This window comes from Streptomyces sp. NPDC001536 (assembly GCF_042894505.1).
In the GTDB taxonomy this organism is placed as follows: domain Bacteria; phylum Actinomycetota; class Actinomycetes; order Streptomycetales; family Streptomycetaceae; genus Streptomyces.
The window spans coordinates 24,861-42,846 of sequence record NZ_JBIAVQ010000004.1; the positions used below are offsets into that span (position 1 = coordinate 24,861).

Annotated in this window: 13 protein-coding genes, 1 tRNA gene, 1 pseudogene and 1 riboswitch; of the genes and pseudogenes, 2 read left to right on the forward strand and 13 right to left on the reverse strand. The window is 70.0% G+C overall.

Features of this window, described 5'->3' with window-relative positions; genetic code table 11:
* Nucleotides 1-165 precede the first annotated feature (165 nt).
* Nucleotides 166-248: transfer RNA gene (locus ACFY0U_RS12985), tRNA-Leu, on the reverse strand.
* 392 nt (nt 249-640) lie between these two features.
* Between ACFY0U_RS12985 and ACFY0U_RS12990 the strand changes: the two genes are divergently transcribed.
* Together ACFY0U_RS12990 and ACFY0U_RS12995 are read left to right on the forward strand one after the other, a co-directional pair.
* Complete coding sequence (locus ACFY0U_RS12990) at nt 641-1,411, forward strand: ABC transporter ATP-binding protein (protein WP_388634418.1); 771 nt, start codon at nt 641-643, stop codon at nt 1,409-1,411.
* Entirely contained in the window at nt 1,411-3,939 is a 2,529-nt protein-coding gene (locus ACFY0U_RS12995; RefSeq protein WP_388634421.1) for an ABC transporter permease, read from the forward strand. Before ACFY0U_RS12990 ends, ACFY0U_RS12995 begins: the two co-directional genes overlap by 1 nt.
* A 74-nt stretch (nt 3,940-4,013) precedes the next feature.
* Here ACFY0U_RS12995 and ACFY0U_RS13000 read toward each other — a convergent pair whose 3' ends face one another.
* The 12 genes and pseudogenes from ACFY0U_RS13000 to ACFY0U_RS13055 all read right to left on the reverse strand — a co-directional run bounded on the left by ACFY0U_RS13000 (nt 4,014) and on the right by ACFY0U_RS13055 (nt 17,975).
* Nucleotides 4,014-5,303 carry a class I SAM-dependent methyltransferase gene (locus tag ACFY0U_RS13000; protein WP_388634424.1) on the reverse strand — a complete coding sequence of 430 codons (1,290 nt, stop codon included), beginning with the start codon at nt 5,301-5,303 and terminating at the stop codon, nt 4,014-4,016.
* A 182-nt stretch (nt 5,304-5,485) separates the two neighbouring features.
* Nucleotides 5,486-6,868 (reverse strand): NAD(P)/FAD-dependent oxidoreductase, encoded by a 1,383-nt coding sequence (locus ACFY0U_RS13005; RefSeq protein ID WP_388634427.1) that lies wholly within the window; start codon nt 6,866-6,868, stop codon nt 5,486-5,488.
* Between the two features lie 420 nt (nt 6,869-7,288).
* Complete coding sequence (locus ACFY0U_RS13010; protein WP_388635338.1) at nt 7,289-8,191, reverse strand: exopolyphosphatase; 903 nt, start codon at nt 8,189-8,191, stop codon at nt 7,289-7,291.
* 255 nt (nt 8,192-8,446) lie between these two features.
* A pseudogene (locus ACFY0U_RS13015) lies at nt 8,447-8,851 on the reverse strand (DUF501 domain-containing protein); the annotation flags it as partial.
* A gap of 45 nt (nt 8,852-8,896) precedes the next feature.
* Entirely contained in the window at nt 8,897-9,373 is a 477-nt protein-coding gene (locus ACFY0U_RS13020; RefSeq protein WP_388634430.1) for a septum formation initiator family protein, read from the reverse strand.
* A 150-nt stretch (nt 9,374-9,523) separates the two neighbouring features.
* The gene (eno, locus tag ACFY0U_RS13025; RefSeq protein WP_388635340.1) at nt 9,524-10,810 is read right to left on the reverse strand and encodes a phosphopyruvate hydratase; all 1,287 of its coding nucleotides are present in this window, start codon (nt 10,808-10,810) and stop codon (nt 9,524-9,526) included.
* A gap of 320 nt (nt 10,811-11,130) precedes the next feature.
* Nucleotides 11,131-11,814, reverse strand: a complete 684-nt coding sequence (locus ACFY0U_RS13030) for a transglycosylase family protein (RefSeq protein ID WP_388634433.1) — start codon at nt 11,812-11,814, stop codon at nt 11,131-11,133.
* Nucleotides 11,815-11,817: 3 nt separating this feature from the next.
* Nucleotides 11,818-11,996, reverse strand: a riboswitch (cyclic di-AMP (ydaO/yuaA leader).
* A 204-nt stretch (nt 11,997-12,200) separates the two neighbouring features.
* On the reverse strand, nt 12,201-13,124 hold the full coding sequence (locus tag ACFY0U_RS13035) for a transglycosylase family protein (protein WP_388634437.1): 924 nt from the start codon (nt 13,122-13,124) through the stop codon (nt 12,201-12,203).
* 258 nt (nt 13,125-13,382) lie between these two features.
* Entirely contained in the window at nt 13,383-14,672 is a 1,290-nt protein-coding gene (locus ACFY0U_RS13040; RefSeq protein WP_388634440.1) for a cytochrome P450, read from the reverse strand.
* The gene (locus tag ACFY0U_RS13045; RefSeq protein WP_388634443.1) at nt 14,669-15,337 is read right to left on the reverse strand and encodes a hypothetical protein; all 669 of its coding nucleotides are present in this window, start codon (nt 15,335-15,337) and stop codon (nt 14,669-14,671) included. Before ACFY0U_RS13045 ends, ACFY0U_RS13040 begins: the two co-directional genes overlap by 4 nt.
* A complete protein-coding gene (locus ACFY0U_RS13050) occupies nt 15,256-16,944 on the reverse strand; it encodes a hypothetical protein (protein ID WP_388634446.1) in 1,689 nt (562 codons plus the stop codon). The genes ACFY0U_RS13045 and ACFY0U_RS13050 overlap by 82 nt, the downstream gene beginning before the upstream one ends.
* A 41-nt stretch (nt 16,945-16,985) precedes the next feature.
* Nucleotides 16,986-17,975, reverse strand: coding sequence for a nucleoside triphosphate pyrophosphohydrolase (locus tag ACFY0U_RS13055; protein ID WP_388634449.1), 990 nt, complete (start codon nt 17,973-17,975; stop codon nt 16,986-16,988).
* Nucleotides 17,976-17,986: the final 11 nt, after the last annotated feature.

Here is a 17,986-nt window from a genome sequence, read left to right on the forward strand (position 1 = left end):
CCGCTGTCAGGCAGACCGCGGCGACACCTCGCCGCACACACAAACCACGCATGGCCCCCACCCCCGTACGGGACGCCCCTTCGCGCTCTCGCGCTGTCGCGATGTGCTGAAGGAAGGATCCCACCGGAAGCGGTGTCTGCCTACGGGTCCTGAAAAGGTCGGAGGTGCCCGGAACCGGACTTGAACCGGTACGCCCGCGAGGGGCAGCGAGGTTTAAGCTCGCCGTGTCTGCATTCCACCATCCGGGCAGGCCATGGGCTCCGCGTCGAGGTTCGAGCCTATCGGGATACATCCCCCGAACAGCGGACGGGCGGACCGATGTTGTCTTATTTTATTGACGTCTGAGGGTGCATCAGCCCGTGGAACGGGCCATCCGCACTTGCCAATAGCCTTACGCGCGACGGCCGGCCGCGCATGCGGAATGACGGAATTTCACCGCCCGAACGAGGGGGCTCCACCCGTTCTCGACGCGGCCTCCGTTCAGGCGCTCCCGTCATCCCCAGGTATGACACGGCCGGGCACCGTCAGCCGCAAGTCGCCCCCCGGAACCGGAACAGCGGCTGACTACACGGCGCCGGGGTACCGAGACGATGGTTCACATCCCCCGAACACGTCGTCGTCCCGTCAGGAGTGCCCACCCGTGACCACCACCCCCATCGCCGGCCGAGCCACCACCGTGGCCGCTCGCGCCACGGATCTGTCGAAGATCTACGGACAGGGCGAGACCCAGGTGGTCGCCCTCGACCGGGTCTCCGTCGACTTCCGGCAGGCCGAGTTCACCGCGATCATGGGCCCGTCGGGGTCCGGCAAGTCCACGCTGATGCACTGTGTGGCCGGACTGGACACGTTCTCCTCCGGGTCCGTGCGCATCGGGGACACCGAGCTGGGCTCCCTCAAGGACAAGCAGCTCACCAAGCTCCGCCGGGACAAGATCGGCTTCATCTTCCAGGCGTTCAACCTGCTGCCGACGCTCACGGCGCTCGAGAACATCACGCTGCCCATGGACATCGCGGGGCGCAAGGCCGACAAGCAGTGGCTGGACACCGTGATCCAGATGGTCGGTCTCAAGGACCGGCTCTCGCACCGGCCCTCCCAGCTCTCCGGCGGCCAGCAGCAGCGCGTCGCCGTCGCCCGCGCGCTCGCCTCCCGGCCCGACATCATCTTCGGCGACGAGCCCACCGGAAACCTCGACTCCCGCTCCGGCGCCGAGGTACTGGGCTTTCTCCGCAACTCCGTACGGGAGTTGGGGCAGACGGTGGTCATGGTGACCCACGATCCGGTGGCCGCCGCGTACGCGGACCGGGTCGTCTTCCTCGCCGACGGGCGGATCGTCGACGAGATGTACCGGCCGACCGCCGAGACGGTCCTGGACTTCATGAAGCAGTTCGACGCGAAGGGCCGTACCTCCTGATGTTCCGCACCGCCCTGCGCAACGTCCTCGCGCACAAGGCCCGGCTGCTCATGACCGTGCTCGCCGTGATGCTCGGCGTGGCCTTCGTGTCCGGGACGCTGGTCTTCACCAACACCATCTCCAACGCCTACCAGAACAGCTCGGCCAAGGGCTTCGACCAGGTCGACGTGGCCGTCGAGCCCGACTACCAGGAGAGCAAGGGCGACAAGGTCGGCAAGGTCCCCGAACTCACCCAGTCGCTGCTCGACAGGAGCGCGAAGGTCGACGGGGCCGCCTCGGCCATCGGGGTCGTCAACGGCTTCACCGCCATCGCCGACAAGGACGGCAAGCTCATCGGCGGCGGCTTCCAGTCCCAGGGCGGGAACTACTGGGGGGACGAGGACCCGCGGTACCCGCTGAAGGAAGGCACGGCACCGCACGGCGCGAACCAGGTCGCCATCGACTCCGAGACCGCCGAGCGCGCCGGGTACAAGGTCGGCGACACGGTCCGGATCTCCGTCGACGGTCCCGTCCTGAGCCCGAGGATCACCGGCGTCTTCACCACCGACGACGGCAACGTCGCCGCCGGCGGCAGCCTCGCCCTCTTCGACACGGCGACCGCGCAGACGCTCTTCGGCAAGCCGGGCACGTACGACCAGATCGACGTGAAGGCCGCCTCGGGCACCTCCCAGACCGCGCTGAAGGCCGCCCTCGACAAGGCGCTGCCGGCGAACCTCGTCGAGACCACCACCGGGCAGCAGCTCGCCGACGACCAGGCCGAGGCGATCTCCTCGTCGATGGCCGGGCTGAAGCAGGGGCTGCTGGTCTTCGCGGGCATCGCGCTCTTCGTCGGCACGTTCATCATCGCCAACACCTTCACCATGCTGGTCGCCCAGCGCACCAAGGAGCTCGCGCTGCTGCGGGCCGTCGGCGCCTCGCGCCGGCAGGTCACGCGGTCGGTGCTGGTCGAGGCGTTCGTGGTCGGTACGGTCGCCGGGGTGACCGGTCTGGTCGCCGGTATCGGCATCGGGGCCGGGCTGCGCTCGCTCATGGGCACCCTGGGCGCCACCGTCCCCGACGGTCCGCTGATCGTCTCCGGCGGCACGGTCGCCACCGCCCTCGCGGTCGGTGTCCTCATCACCATGCTGGCGGCGTGGCTGCCGGGCCGTAGGGCCGCGAAGATCCCGCCGGTCGCCGCGATGAGCAGCGTGCACGCGCAGGCCACCACGAAGTCGCTGGTGCTGCGCAACACCCTGGGCGCCCTGTTCAGCGGCGCCGGCGTCGCGGTCGTCCTGGCGGCGACCACGATGGAGGGTTCGGACGGCCAGGCCCCGATGGGTCTCGGCGCGGTCCTGCTGATCATCGGTGTGTTCATCCTGACCCCGCTGCTGTCCCGCCCGCTGATCGCGGCCGCGGCACCCGTCCTGCGGATCTTCGGTACGGCGGGCAAGCTGGCCCGTCAGAACTCGGTCCGCAACCCCCGTCGTACCGCCGCCACCGCCTCCGCGCTGATGATCGGCCTCACCCTCATCACCGGGATGACGGTGATGGCGGGCAGCCTGCAGAAGTCGATCGACAAGATGGCCTCGTCGGCGATCCGCGCGGACTACGTCGTGTCGATGGCGAACGGCAACGAGCTCTCGCCGGACGTCGCGAAGGAGCTGGGCCGGGTCGACGACGTCACCGAGATCAGCCCGATGCGCAACTCCCCCTCGCGCATCGGCGGCGAGACGGAGTACCTCACCGGCGTCAACGGAGCCTCGTTCGGCAAGCTCACCGACCTCAAGGTCGACGCCGGCACGTTCAAGGTGAGCGGGACGCAGGTCGTGGTCGACTCCGATCTGGCCGAGCGGCGTGGCTGGAAGGCCGGTTCGAGCCTCACCGTCGCCTACGAGGACGGCGAGAAGCAGAAGCTGACCGTCGCCGGGGTCTACGAGGGCAACGAGTTCTTCAGCGGCCTCCTACTCGACAACGCCACGCTCACCCCGCATGTGCCGGACGCCGCCGACATGATGGTCATGGTGAAGACGTCCGACGGGGCGTCGAGCGCGACGAAGGACAAGCTGGAGAAGGCCCTCGGCACCAACCCGGCCATCAAGGTCCAGAGCAAGCAGGACCTGTCCGACGACATCGCGCAGATGTTCACGCTGATGCTGAACATGCTCTACGGGCTGCTCGCCATGGCGGTGATCGTCGCGGTCCTGGGTGTCATCAACACCCTGGCCATGTCGGTCTTCGAGCGCTCCCAGGAGATCGGTATGCTCCGCGCGATCGGCCTGGACCGCAAGGGCATCAAGCGGATGGTCCGCCTGGAGTCCCTGGTGATCTCCCTGTTCGGCGGGGTGCTCGGGATCGGTCTGGGCGTCTTCTTCGGCTGGGCGGCCGGCGAGCTGCTGGGCACCAGGATGGCGACGTACGAACTGGTCCTGCCGTGGACCAGGATGGGCCTGTTCCTGCTGCTGGCGGCGGCGGTCGGCGTCCTGGCGGCGCTGTGGCCGGCCCGGCGCGCGTCCCGGCTGAACATGCTGACGGCCATCAAGTCGGAATAGCCGTACGACATTCGGGGCCCGCCGCGGACAAGCGGCGGGCCCCTTCTGTCGGTTCGGCTCCAGGAACCGACTGTTCAGTTCCAGGTGCGCGCCCGCAGCGGCAGCCCCGACCTGCCCTGTTCCGCCGGCCGGACGGCCAGGACCTGGTTGACTCCGATGCGGTTGCGTTCGAAGGCCAGAGCGCTGGCCGCCATGTAGAGGAGCCAGACCCGGGCCCGGCCGGTGCCGGCGATCCGCTGGGCACGGGGCCAGTCGGCCTCCAGGTTCGCTACCCAGCGACGCAGGGTGAGGGCGTAGTGCTCGCGGATCGACTCGACGTCGCGCACCTCAAGGCCGGCGCGCTCCAGTTGGGTGACGGTGGTGCCGAGAGGGGCGAGTTCGCCGTCGGGGAAGACGTAGGCGTCGATGAACTCGTCGACGTGGTAGGCGGTTTCGTCGCGCTGGGGACGGCGGGCGATCTGGTGGTTGAGGAGCCGTCCGCCGGGCTTCAGAAGGGCGTACAGGTCTCGGGCGTACTCCAAGTACCGGTCGGCGCCGACGTGTTCGGCCATGCCGATGGAGGCGATCGCGTCGTAGGGCCCGTCGGTGACGTCCCGGTAGTCCTGGACGCGGATCTCGATCCGGTCGGTGAGTCCCTCGTCGGCGACGCGCTTGCGGGCGTAGGAGGCCTGTTCCTGGGAGAGGGTGACGCCGACGACGCTCACGCCGTGCTCGCGGGCGGCGTGGATGGCCATCGATCCCCAGCCGCAGCCGACGTCGAGGAGGCGCTGACCGGGTGTCAGGCCGAGTTTGCGGCAGACGAGTTCGAGCTTGTCGCGCTGGGCGGCTTCGAGGGTGCCGTCGGGCGACTCCCAGTACGCGCACGAGTAGACCATCGACGGGCCGAGGACGATCTCGTAGAAGTCATTGCCGACGTCGTAGTGGTGGCTGACGGCGCGTCTGTCGCTCCGCCTGGTGTGCAGGTGCCTGCGGCGGCGGACCTCCTCGCGGGGCGGGGCGGGCGGCAGCGGCGGTCCGCCGAGCTTCACGAGGCCGCGCACCGCGGCCCGTACGTCGGGCTCGCGCAGCGCCTGGGAGAGGGTTCTGGCGTCGTCGTCGCGTTCCCAGACGAGGCCCGAGACGAGGCCGAGGGCGGTGTAGAGGTCACCGTCGATGTCGAGGTCACCGGCGACCCAGGCGCGCGCGAGACCGAGCTCGCCCGGCTTGAACAGCAGCCGCCGCACGGCCCGGCGGTTGCGCACGACCAGCGCGGGGGCGCCCGGCGGGCCCGCCTGCGATCCGTCCCACGCGCGGATACGCACCGGGAGGGGGACTCCCAGCAGTCGTTCCAAGAGGTTCTTCAGCCGCGGCGCGGCATCGGACATGGCGCACACCTCCGTGACGAGGATCCTGAATTTGTCCACTTACGTAAACAAAAGCGGGCGCGCAGTCCAGTCCCGGCGCGGCGTCATGACCGGGCAAAGGACACGTATGTACGACGCCGAAGGGGCCGCCCGCACCACGGATGGCGGGCGGCCCCTTCGGGCTGTTCAGCGACCGGAGCCGGTCAGGAGGCCTTCGCCTCGGTCTTCTGCTCCGGCTTCGGCGCCGCGGGCACCGGCTTCGCGGCCTCGTAGAACTCCTCGCGCGGGTGCTCCATCGCGCCGAGGGAGACGACCTCGCGCTTGAGGAACATGCCGAGGGTCCAGTCGGCGAAGACACGGACCTTGCGGTTCCAGGTCGGCATGGCCAGACCGTGGTAGCCGCGGTGCATGTACCAGGCGAGACGGCCCTTGAGCTTGATCTTCATCTTGCCCATGACGATCATCGCGACGCCCTTGTGGAGGCCGAGACCGGCCACCGCACCCTTGTTGGAGTGCGCGTACTCCTTCTGCGGGAAGCCCCGCATGCCGGAGACCACGTTGTCGCCGAGGACCTTGGCCTGGCGCAGCGCGTGCTGGGCGTTCGGCGGGCACCAGGCGTTCTCGACGCCGGCCTTGCGGGCGGCGACGTCCGGGACCTGGGCGTTGTCGCCGGCGGCCCAGATGTAGTCGGTGCCCTGGACCTGGAGGGTCGCGGCGGTGTCCACGTGGCCACGGGGGCCGAGCGGCAGGCCGTAGCGCGACAGGACCGGGTTCGGCTTGACGCCGGCGGTCCACACGATGGTGTTGGAGTCGACCTCCAGGCCGTTCTTCAGCACCACGTGGCCGTCGACGCAGGAGTCCATCGAGGTGGAGAGGTAGATCTCCACGCCGCGGCTCTCCAGGTGCTCCTTGCCGTACTGGCCGAGCTTGGGGCCGACCTCGGGCAGGATCTTGTCCGCGGCATCGACGAGGATGAAGCGCATGTCCTCGCGGGACACCGTCTTGTAGTACTTGGCCGCGTCGCGAGCCAGGTCCTCGACCTCACCGATGGTCTCCGCACCGGCGAAGCCGCCGCCGATGAAGACGAAGGTGAGCGCCTTGCGGCGGATCTCCTCGTCGGTGGTGGAGTCGGCCTTGTCGAGCTGCTCGAGGACGTGGTTGCGCAGGCCGATGGCCTCCTCGACGCCCTTCATGCCGATGCCCTGCTCGGCGAGGCCGGGGATCGGGAAGGTGCGGGAGACCGCGCCGAGCGCGATGACCAGGTAGTCGAAGGGCAGCTCGTACGCCTCGCCGACCAGCGGGGCGATCGTGGCGACCTTGCGGTCCTGATCGATGGTGGTGACCCGGCCGGTGAGAACCTCCGCCTTGGGCAGCACGCGTCGCAGCGGGACGACGACATGGCGCGGGGAGATGTTGCCGGCGGCGGTTTCGGGGAGGAAGGGCTGGTAGGTCATGTACGACCGGGGGTCGACGACCGTGACGGTCGCCTCGCCGTAGCGCATCTTCTTGAGAATGCGCCGAGCTGCGTACAGGCCTACGTACCCACCGCCTACTACGAGGATCCTGGGACGCTCCGTGGTGCTCATGCCATCGAGTATCCACCTGCCCCAGGGGGGTCGCTCGTGCGCCCCTTCACAAGCTCCGACAGGGTGTGTGTTATCCTCCGCGACCCACGTGATCCAGGTCATGGCACGGAGCGGGAACCGGCGTGTAGGGCGGGCCGTTGTCAATGCCGCGTGAGCTGCCTCTCCGGGCTTTCGGGGCCGTCGTGAGACCTTCGAAACGATCTCGTGGAGGACCCTCGCGCGAGGTCCGCACCCACGCGTTTTGAACGTGTTCACACGGGTGTTGGGCCCTCGGAAGGGTCAACCGGGCCACATTCCTCGTCCGGCAGGGCCCAATTCCTTGTGAAGAACTTCACGAACTTTTCCGACGGCACGCGACGAAGGGGCCCCGAAGGGCCCCTCAGACGTGCTCATACGTTGTTCTTCCTGCTCAGCAGAGGGCTACGTGATCGACCACGCGATGCCGTCGAGGATGTCGTGCTCGCTCACGACGACCTCCTCGGCCCCCACCCGCTCCATGATCGAGAGCAGTACGAGGGCCCCCGCGGCGATCACGTCCACGCGCCCGGGATGCATGGAGGGCACCGCCGCGCGCTCGGCGTGCGTGGAGCGCAGCAGCCACTCGGTGATCTCACGGACCCGCTCGCGCGAGACCCGGGAGTGGTGGATGCGGGCCGAGTCGTACCCGGGCAGCTCCTGCGCGATCGCCGACACGGTGGTGACGGACCCCGCGAGCCCCACCAGCGTGCGCGCCTCGCGCAGCGGCACGGACTCCTCGGCGAGGTCGAGGGCGGCCGCGATGTCCGCGCGCATGGCGGCGATCTGCGCCTCGGAGGGCGGGTCGGTGACCGCGCCGTCCTGGACGAGATGCCGCTCGGTCATCCGTACACAGCCGATGTCGACGGAACGGGCGGCACGCACCTTGTCGTCCCCGACCACGAACTCCGTCGAGCCGCCGCCGATGTCCACGACGAGATAGGGCTCGGCGAACCCGTCACGGCCGCTCAGCTCCTTGGTGGCGCCCGTGAAGGAGAACTCCGCCTCCCGCTCGCCGGAGATGACCTCGGGCTCGACACCGAGGATGCCGACGACGCCCTGGACGAACTCGTCCCGGTTCGAGGCGTCCCGCGAGGCGGAGGTGGCGACGAACCGCACCTTGGCGGCGCCCAGTTCACGGATCACGTCCGCGTACACCCGGCAGGCCGCGAACGTCCGCTCCAGCGCCTCCGGGGCCAGCCGGCCGGTCCGGTCCACGTCCTGGCCGAGCCGCACGATCGTCATCCGCCGGTCCAGCTCCAGCAGCTCACCGGTGGCGGGGTTGACGTCCGCGACGAGCAGACGGATCGAGTTCGTACCGCAGTCGACGGCGGCGACCCGGCTGAAGCCCTCGGGGACCGGCGGGGCCTCGGCGAAGGAGCCGCTGCGGGCCTCGGCGGGGTCGACGACCACGCCCTCCTCGCCAGGGTGCTCGTCCGCCGGGTCGGGAGCCACCAGCGGCTGCACGCACGGGCCCTTGCGCCACCACTCGGGCAGCATCTCGATCGCCTCGTCGCCCAGCGGGTTCACCCCGGGCCCCGCGGCCAGCGAGTGCCCCACGAGCACGTGCAGGCACTTCACCCGGTCCGGCATGCCGCCCGCGCTCGGGAAGCCCTCCAGGACCTCGATGGCGTCGCGGCGCGCGATGTAGTCCTCGTGCGCCGCGCGGTAGGCGGCGGCGAGCTCCGGGTCGCTCTGGAGCCGCTCCGTCATCTCCTTCATGACGCCGTTCGCCTCCAGCGTGCCGATCGCCGAGGCGGCGCGCGGGCACGTCAGGTAGTACGTCGTCGGGAAGGGCGTGCCGTCGGGGAGCCGGGGGGCCGTCTCCACCACGTCCGGCTGGCCGCACGGACAGCGGTGCGCGATCGCGCGCAGGCCGCGCGGCGGACGCCCGAGCTGCTGCTTGAAGGCCTCGACGTCGGCGTCGGTGGGCTCGGTGCGCTCAGTGGTCGGCGGGGGCGTTTCCATGCCGTACGAAAGTCTCTCTGCTGTCTGACTGCGGAAAAGGTCGGTTCACTGGTCGGAGGCGTCGGACTTGTCGACCCCGTCCCAGACGTTGGAGTACCAGGGGCGGTCGGCCGCCCCCAGTTCGGCGCGCGACTGCCGCGCCGCGCCCGGGTCGACGACGATGAACCCCGTCTCCCCCGGCAGCACATAGTGGAGCCGCTCGCGGATCTGCTGCTCGGCGTACGCGTCGTCCTGCCAGCGTGCCTTCTGGTCCCGCAGGTGCTCGACCCGCTGGCGGGCCTGCTCCTGCTGGCGCTGGAGGTCCGCGATCTCGGCGCGCTGGGAGACGTACTGCCTTATCGGGTAGGCGAGCGCGACGATCAGCGAGCACAGGACCAGCGCGAGCAGGGCCGCCCGGCCGGTCAGTCGGGAGCGGCGGGCCTGCCGTTTGGTCTGGGAGCGGTAGACCCGGGCCGCGGTCTGCTCACCGAGCAGCTTGATCCTGGTCGCGGTGGAGAAACGGTCCCGGTCCTTGACGGCCATGCCCCAGCCTCTCCTTCCACACACGCGCGTACGTCCCCGCACACGGTACGGGACCGCGTACAGGGACGTACGTACGACTGGCTAAGCCTTAGCCCGGTGTGGGTCAGCCCTTGCTGTGCCGATGGTCCGCAGAGCGGACGTGCGGGAAGCTCAGCCCTTGAAGCGCGGGAAGGCGCTGCGGCCGGCGTAGACCGCGGCGTCGTCGAGGATCTCCTCGATGCGCAGGAGCTGGTTGTACTTGGCGACGCGGTCCGAGCGGGCCGGGGCGCCGGTCTTGATCTGGCCGCAGTTCACCGCGACGGCGAGGTCGGCGATGGTGACGTCCTCGGTCTCGCCGGAGCGGTGGGACATCATGCACTTGAAGCCGTTGCGCTGGGCCATCTCGACGGCGTCCAGGGTCTCGGTCAGCGAGCCGATCTGGTTGACCTTGACGAGCAGGGCGTTGGCGGAGCCCTCCTCGATGCCGCGGGCCAGACGCTCCGGGTTGGTGACGAAGAGGTCGTCGCCGACGATCTGGACCTTGTCGCCCAGCTTGTCGGTGATGACCTTCCAGCCGGCCCAGTCGTCCTCGAACAGCGGGTCCTCGATGGAGACCAGCGGGTACGACGAGACGAGCTCCTCGTAGTACTCGGTCATCTCGGCGGCCGAGCGGGACTTGCCCTCGAACTCGTACTTGCCGTCCTTGTAGAACTCGGACGCGGCGACGTCGAGCGCGAGCGCGATCTGCTCACCGGGGACGTAACCGGCCTGCTTGATGGCCTCGACGATGAGGTCGAGGGCGGCGCGGTTGGACTCCAGGTTCGGGGCGAAGCCGCCCTCGTCGCCGAGGCCGGTGGACAGGCCCTTGGTCTTCAGCACCTTCTTGAGGGTGTGGTAGACCTCGGCGCCCCAGCGCAGCGCCTCGGAGAAGGACTCCGCGCCGATCGGGGCGATCATGAACTCCTGGATGTCCACGTTGGAGTCGGCGTGCGAGCCGCCGTTCAGGATGTTCATCATCGGAACGGGCAGCAGGTGCGCGTTCGGGCCGCCCAGGTAGCGGAAGAGCGGGAGGTCGCTGGCCTCGGAGGCGGCGTGGGCGACGGCGAGGGAGACGCCGAGGATGGCGTTGGCGCCGAGGGAGCCCTTGTTGTCGGTGGCGTCCAGGTCGAACATGGCCTGGTCGATCAGGCGCTGCTCGGTGGCGTCGTAGCCGACGAGCTCCGGGCCGATCTGCTCGATGACGGCGAGGACGGCCTTCTCGACACCCTTGCCCAGGTAGCGGTTGGGGTCACCGTCACGCAGCTCGATGGCCTCGAAGGCACCCGTGGAGGCGCCGGACGGAACGGCGGCACGACCCGTGCTGCCGTCGTCGAGGCCGACCTCGACCTCGACCGTGGGGTTGCCTCGGGAGTCCAGGATTTCCCGGGCTACGACGACGTCGATGGACGGCACGAGCATCTCCTTCTTGGGATGTGACACGGTCCGCCGGGACCGCGGTGTGTTCTGCGAGACGAGCCTAACCGGCTCCGGGCGATCGGCCACCGCGTGGACCGCCCCGTGGACAGAACCGAGAGTAAATTGTTTCCGAACGGAACAAAGACGGTTTCGGAAACCGGGCCGAAATCGGGGGCGCGCGAGATGGGGCGCGCAAAAAGCCCCGCCCCGGTGCGTACGGGGGAACACGCACCGGAGCGGGGAGCCCGTGGGGACGGGGGGACCCTCACGAGGCCTTCAGTATGAGGACCACGGATGTGAGGGCGCTGTGGTTCAGCTGGGTCTTACTTGAGGTGCAGCTGCTGACCCGGGTAGATGAAGTCGGCGTCGCTGACGATGTCCTTGTTCAGCTTGAACAGCTTCTGCCAGCCGCCCTTGACGTCGTGCTCCTCGGCGATGGAGCTGAGGGTGTCACCCTTGACGACCTTGTACTCGCCGTCGCCCTTCTTGACCTTCTGGCCGGTCGGGGTGGTGACGGTCTTCTTGGCGGCCGGGCGCTCGGCGGAGCGCGAGGCCTGCTGCTCGGAGGAGCGGGTGCTGGAGCCGCTGTCGCTGCTGGAGGAGCCGCTGCTCGACGAGCCGCCGCCGTTGTAGCTGGCGTTGGACAGGCCGACGCCGCAGGACGGCCAGGCACCCTTGCCCTGGCCCGCGAGGACCTTCTCGGCGATCTCGATCTGCTGCGCCTTGGTGGCCTGGTTGGCCTGCGCGGCGTACGCCGTGCCGCCGTACGCGGCCCAGGTGGAGGCGGAGAACTGGAGACCGCCGTAGTAGCCGTTGCCGGTGTTGATGGACCAGTTGCCGCCCGACTCGCACTGGGCGACGGCGTCCCACTCGGAGGCGGTGGCGGCGGAGGCGTTGCCGGCCGCCATCAGCGGGGCGGCTATGGCGACACCGGTGACGCCGGCGAGCGCGGCGGCGCGGGTGGCCTTGGACGGACGGCGGTGCTTGCCCTTGCCGGAAAACAGCATGGTGGATCCCCTCACCGACGCCTGCGAGGTGAGCTGTCGGGTTCGGGCCGGTTGAGTTGCCCGGCCGCGCATCTGGGCCTTTCGGCCTGCTGCGCGGCTTCACCCCGAGCCGGTCCAGCGTGAACTGCTGGGCCCGGCACTTACCTTGGGTCCCCCGCTCCTGCCTACGGCGCTTGACGCGACGACTGTTCCCGTACGGCCGCTGGCAGGATTCGGCGTTGCGGCAGCCGGGGCTCGTGGTGACGAGCGGTGTTGACCGTAGACAGGGAATCCGGGGAATTTCAAAGACGATCAGGGCTTCTGAGACTCATCCCACACTTTCACCAAACCGGACATTTGATGCGAAGTGTGGCGCGAACTCCCGGGATTCTCCTGGGTTTTTCGCCCTATTCGCTACCGAGTACGAGGGTCTGACCGGGCTCGATGCTGCTCGGGTCGGCGCCGATGACCTGCTTGTTCTCGGAGTAGAGCCGGCGCCATCCGCCGTCGACGTCAAGGGAGTCGGCGATGGAGGCGAGCGTGTCGCCGGCGCGGACGGTGTACGAGCCCTCGTCGGCGCTCGCGCCGCGGTGGCGGCCGGTGCTCTCCTTGGCGGCGGAGAGGGCTCCGGTGTCGACGAGAGCCGAAGAGCCGCCTTCCTGCCAGGAGTTGTCCGATTCGACACCGTTTGCCGGTGCCGTGGAGGGGCTGTCGGACGGCTGCGTACTCTCGGCACCGGAGTCGGAGTTGCCCGACTTGGCGGAGTTGTCCGCTTCGGTGGAGGCCGAGGGCGAGGGGGTCGGGTCGGCGGAGGATCCGGTCGACGAGTCGGACGATCCGGAGGAGTTGGACAGCCCGGACGAGACAGACGAATCGGACGACTCAGATGAATCCGACTCTTCGGATGCCGAGGGGGTGCCGTTCGCGACGCCGGTGTCGACGTCGTCCGAGGCCGAGTCCTTGCTCAGCCCGTTGAGCAGCCCGCAGGTGCCCCAGACGCCGACACCCTGGTCCGCGAGGACCTTCTCGGCGACGGCTATCTGCTGGTTGCGGCTGGCGAGGTCGGGGCTCGTGGCGTAGTCGAGGCCGCCGTACTTCTCCCAGTTCTCCTGGGACAGCTTGAGCCCGCCGTAGTAGCCGTCACCGTTGTTCGCACTCCAGGAACCGTCGGTCTCGCACTTGGCGACCTGATCCCAGGTGTTCCCGTCCGCCGCGCTCGCGCCCGTGGCACCGAGGAGCGGAATCGCGATGGCGGAGCCGGTCACACCGGCCGCGACGAGGAGTGCCGGAGCCTGGCGGGGGCGACGGTGACGACCGTTCCCGGTGAGCATGCGGAGGCCTTTCGCGAGACAACAGTGACCGGCGCGACGGGTGGAGACAGTCGCCGCGCTGATGCGTGAACGTATCGGCAGTCGATCACTTGTCACAAGTTAATGCCGCGCAGATCACGTGAAGATCACAGAGTTGAGAGCATGTCACGTTTACAAGGAGCTGCGCGGATGGACCAGTTGGCGCGAAGCCGCGCACGGAATCGGCGTGAAGCCGATTGGCGGGGTCACCTGGCGGCCCGCCCGCAGATGTGAAGCCGGTCACCGCGCTCGGTTGGTGGGTGTGAACTCGACCGGCAGGGTACGCAGTCCACGCATGATGAGCCCCCCACGCCACCTCAAATCGACTGAATCCGCCGCGAGTCGGAGGTCCGGGAGCCGGGTGAGGAGCGTGGCGAGCGCGGTCTGGCCCTCCAGGCGGGCGAGCGGGGCGCCGAGGCAGTAGTGGATGCCGTGGCCGTACCCGAGGTGCTGGTTGTCGCGCCGGGAGAGGTCGAGGACGTCGGGATCGGCGAACCGCTCCGGGTCCCGGTCCGCGGCGGCGAGGACGACCAGGACGGGGTCGCCGGGCGCGATGTCCTGTCCGCCGATGGTGAGCGGCTGGGTGGCGAAGCGCCAGGTGGCGAGTTCTACGGGACCGTCGTAGCGGAGGAGTTCCTCCACGCCGGTTTCCAGGAGGTCGCTCTCCCCCGCGGCCAGGGAGTCCTGGAGGCGGGTGCGCTGCTCGGGGTGGGTGAGGAGCGCGTACGTGCCGTTGCCGATGAGGTTGACCGTGGTCTCGAAACCGGCGAAGAGAAGGATGAAGGCCATCGCCGCGGCCTCGTTCTCGGTGAGGTGCTCGCCGTGGTCGGAGGCGCGGATGAGACCGGAGATGAGGTCCTCGCCGGGGACGGGGTCGGCGGGGAGCTCCGCGCGCTTGCGGTGGATGAGCTCCAGCAGATAGCCGCGCATCTTCTTCACGGACCGTGCGACACCGCCCCTCGGCCCTCCCCCGTGCCGGATCATCATGCCCGCCCAGTCCCGGAAGTCGTCCTGGTCCTCGCGCGGGACGCCGAGCAGGTCGCAGATCGCGTAGATGGGGAGCGGGAAGGCGAACTCGTGGATGAGGTCGGCGGACCCCTTCTCCGCGAACCGGTCGATGAGCTGATCGGTCAACTCCTGCACCCGGTCGGTGAACTCGGCGACCCTGCGCGGTGTGAACGCCTTGCTGACGAGCCGGCGGAGCCGGGTGTGGTCCGGCGGGTCGATGTTCAGCAGATGCGTCATCAACTCGGCCTTGCGCTCACCGGGGATCCCGGTCTTCCCCTTCGCGTGCGCCGGCTCGGCGTGATGCGCCGGGTTCTTGCTGAGCCGCTGGTCGGCGAGGGCCTGCTTGGCGTCGGCGTACCGCGTGACCAGCCAGGCCTCCACCCCGCTGGGCAGCTTCGTGCGGTGCACGGGGGCGTGCTCGCGGAGCCAGGCGTAGGCGGGATAGGGGTCGGTCGCGAACTCCCAGGTGAAGAGCTCGGGAGGGGCGGCAGTGGTACGGGTGGGCGCGGGCTGGTCGGTCACTCCTCGACCGTATCCGGGTTTCCGTCGAGGGCCTTCCTCGCCGCCGGGTGGCCCAGGTCGGCGGCCTTGCGGTACCAGGTCTTCGCCTCGTCGGGCCTGCCCCGCTTCTCGAGGAGCGCGGCGAGACGGTAGGCGCCGTACGCGTCGCCGGAGGCGTGGGCCTTCTCGTACTCGGCACGGGCTTCGTCGAGTCGGCCCTGCTTCTCGAGTACGAGGCCGTGGTGGGCGATGTCGAGGGGGTAGCCGTCGGTGTCCGCGAAGTAGGCCTCGGCAACCGCCAAGGAGTCGGCATTGTTCCAGGAGAGCGTCAACAGTTCGGCCGCCGGTCCCTTGCCCGCGTCCGCCGCACGTTGTAGCCAGACCTTGGCTGTTTCCCCCTCGTTGTGCACCAGGTGCCACCTGGCGAAGCTGATGGCGACCTCGGTTCGTCCGGCCATGGCCGCGGCCACGTAGTGGTCCCACGCGCCCTCGTCGTCCCCGCCGCCGAAGCACAGATCGCCGAGCAGGTGGGACGCCTCCAGGTCATGGCCGGCCGCACCAGCCCGAAGCCACTGCCTCGCCCGCTCCAACAACACCTTCCCCATCAGGGTCGCCGCCCCGGTGTCCCCCGCCTCGGCGGCCGCCTCCAGGAAGGGTTCGGCGTCCTTCGTCTCGCCCCGCTCCACGAACAGCCGCCCCAGTCGCCCCGCGGCCTCCGTCTGCCCGGCCTCGGCGGCCCGCCGGAACCACTCCTCGGCCTCGACCTCCCTCCCCAGACTCTCGCCAACCGCCCCAGCTCGAACATCGCCTGACTGTCCCCGGCGTCGGCCGCGCTCCGGAACGCCTCCCCGGCACGGCGGGCCACCACCTCGAAGTCGTACGCCGCATCCCCCCGCGCCGCCTCCAGCGCGCACCGCCACACCGACGCGTCCACCGCGGGGAAACCCGCGTCCTGCGCCGCCGTCTCCACGAGATACGGCGCCGCCTCCCACATCCGCATGCCGCTCCGCCGCAGCATCCGCAGCGCCCCGTGCCGCTTCCCGGCGGCCCACACGAGGGCCTCGTCGACCGACTCCCGCTCCACGCCCGCGCCGACGTCGTCGTCGTCGGCCTCGTGCACCTTCACGAGCAGGTCCTGCGACACCGGCCCCTGGAGCCCGCACCGCGCCAGATCGATCGCCGCCCGCACCAGCGCATGCCCGCGCGGATGCCGGTCGGCCCGGCGCGCCCGCCGCCATTCCTCCCAGAGCAACGGCCCGACGGACAGATAGGCCGCCACTCCCTCCGCACCACTGCGCCGGGCGGCCTCCGTCAGACGGGCATCGCCCGCTCTCCCGGCCCGCTCCCGCTCGGCCTCGCTCCACTCCCGCGGCAGCTCGACCATGTGGGCCAGGTCCAGGACCCGCCCGCGCGGAGTGTTGCGGCACTCGTCGTACGCGTCCTCGCGCAGCGTGGCGAGCACCACCACCCCCTGCCCGGTCAACTGCGCCAGCAGCCGCGGTTCCAGTCCGTCGCCGAGATGGGTGTCGAGGTCGTCCAGCCACAGGACGACCGGGTCGAGCCGACCGCGCAGCACGGCGGGCAGGGCCCGCAGATCCTCGCCCCGCGCGGGGGCGAACACCCGGGCATCGGGGAGGACTTCGGCCGCCGCCTCGAGCGCCGTACGCGTCTTCCCGCCGAACGGCTCCCCGAGCACGACCACCAGCCCGCCGTCCGCCCCGGCCTGCTCGAGAGCGGCTCGCACCGCCCCGTCCGCGTCCCGCCGGACGTACGGCGGGAGCGGCGGCAGCCCCTGCCCCCGGCGGGTCGGCCGCACACCGTGCGCGAGCGGCTCCACGTCCTTCGCCGTCGGCCAGTCGTCGACCACGGGCTGTGGCACACCCGGCCGGGTCTCGTAGGTGTTGCGGACGTGCTGGACGCCGATGACCTGATCGTGGAACGTGGCGTCGCGGAAGTCGAGGTGGTCGCCGGCGACGTGGGTCACGCTGTCTCCGGTGGCCAGGGTGTTGCGGTCACCGGAGACAGCGATGCCGATGTCACGGCCCGCTGCGACGCTCCTCGGCCCTGGAGCAGCGGAGGGCTTCGACGCGAGGGCCTGCAGTTCGGCGAAGGCCTCGGGCTGCTCGTGTCGCAGAATGCTCAGCATCCCGACCGAGCCCCGCGTGCTCGACCATTGCCACTGAACGTTGCTGAAGAACCGCGACAGCACGCCCATGACCCGCTGAGCCGTCTCCGGCGACTCGTCCATCGCGCTCTGCAGCGCGTCCCTGAATTCCCCCAACTCCGATGCCACACAAGCCCCCACGCCTCACACCGTCCGTGAGGGCAACGGTACTAAGCGCCGACCCCCTCAGCGGCGCGAACCGCATCCCGGTAGGCCCGCGCGGCGACCCGCAGAGCCGCCTCGGGGTCGACGCCCTCCGCCTCCGCCCGGACCGCCATCGCCAGCAGCTCGTACCCGATGCCCTCCCCCGCGGGAAGAGGCACGTCCAGGCCCGCCGTGCGCACCCTCGACGCCAGCTTCGACGCCAGGGCCAGGCCCGGCTGGCCGAGGGGGATGCCGTCCGTCACCGAGGCGCGCTGTTTCTCTGTCGCCTTCGTGCGCAGCCAGTGCTCCTTCACCTCCTCGGGGGTCGTCGCGGTCGCGTCGCCGAAGACGTGCGGGTGGCGGTGGATGAGCTTGGTGACGATGCCGCCGGCCACGTCGTCGATGGAGAAGGGGGTCTCGGGGTCCTCCTCGGCGATGCGGGCGTGGAAGACGACCTGGAGGAGGACGTCGCCGAGTTCCTCGCGCAGTTCGTCGCGGTCGCCGTCCTCGATGGCCTCGACGAGTTCGTACGCCTCCTCGATGCCGTACTTGGCGAGACCCTTGTGGGTCTGCTGGGAGGACCAGGGGCACTCGGCGCGGATGCGGTCCATGACCTGGACGAGGTCGAGGAGGCGGGCGCCGGGGAGGTCGTAGGAGGCGGGGAGGAGTTCCAGCTCGGGCATGGACACACGGCCCGAGCCGGCGAGGCGGGCGAGGCCGTCGGTGAGCTCGGGCTCGCCCTCGCCCGTCGCGACCACGACCACGGTGTGGCCGCCCGCGCACGCCTCGACCAGTTCCTCCGCGGTCGGGGAGGCCTCGTCGACCTGTATCCCGGCCTCGCGCAGATACGGCAGCTGCGGGTGCGCACCGTCCGCGCACAGCACCCGGCCGGCGTCGCGCAGCGCCTGCCAGGCGGGCCAGGACAGCAGGCCGGGGGCGACACGGTGGCTGGTGGTCAGCAGAACGATGCGGCCGGAGGCGGCGGCCGGGGCGGATGCGGGGCTGGTGGTGTTCACGGTTCGAAGCT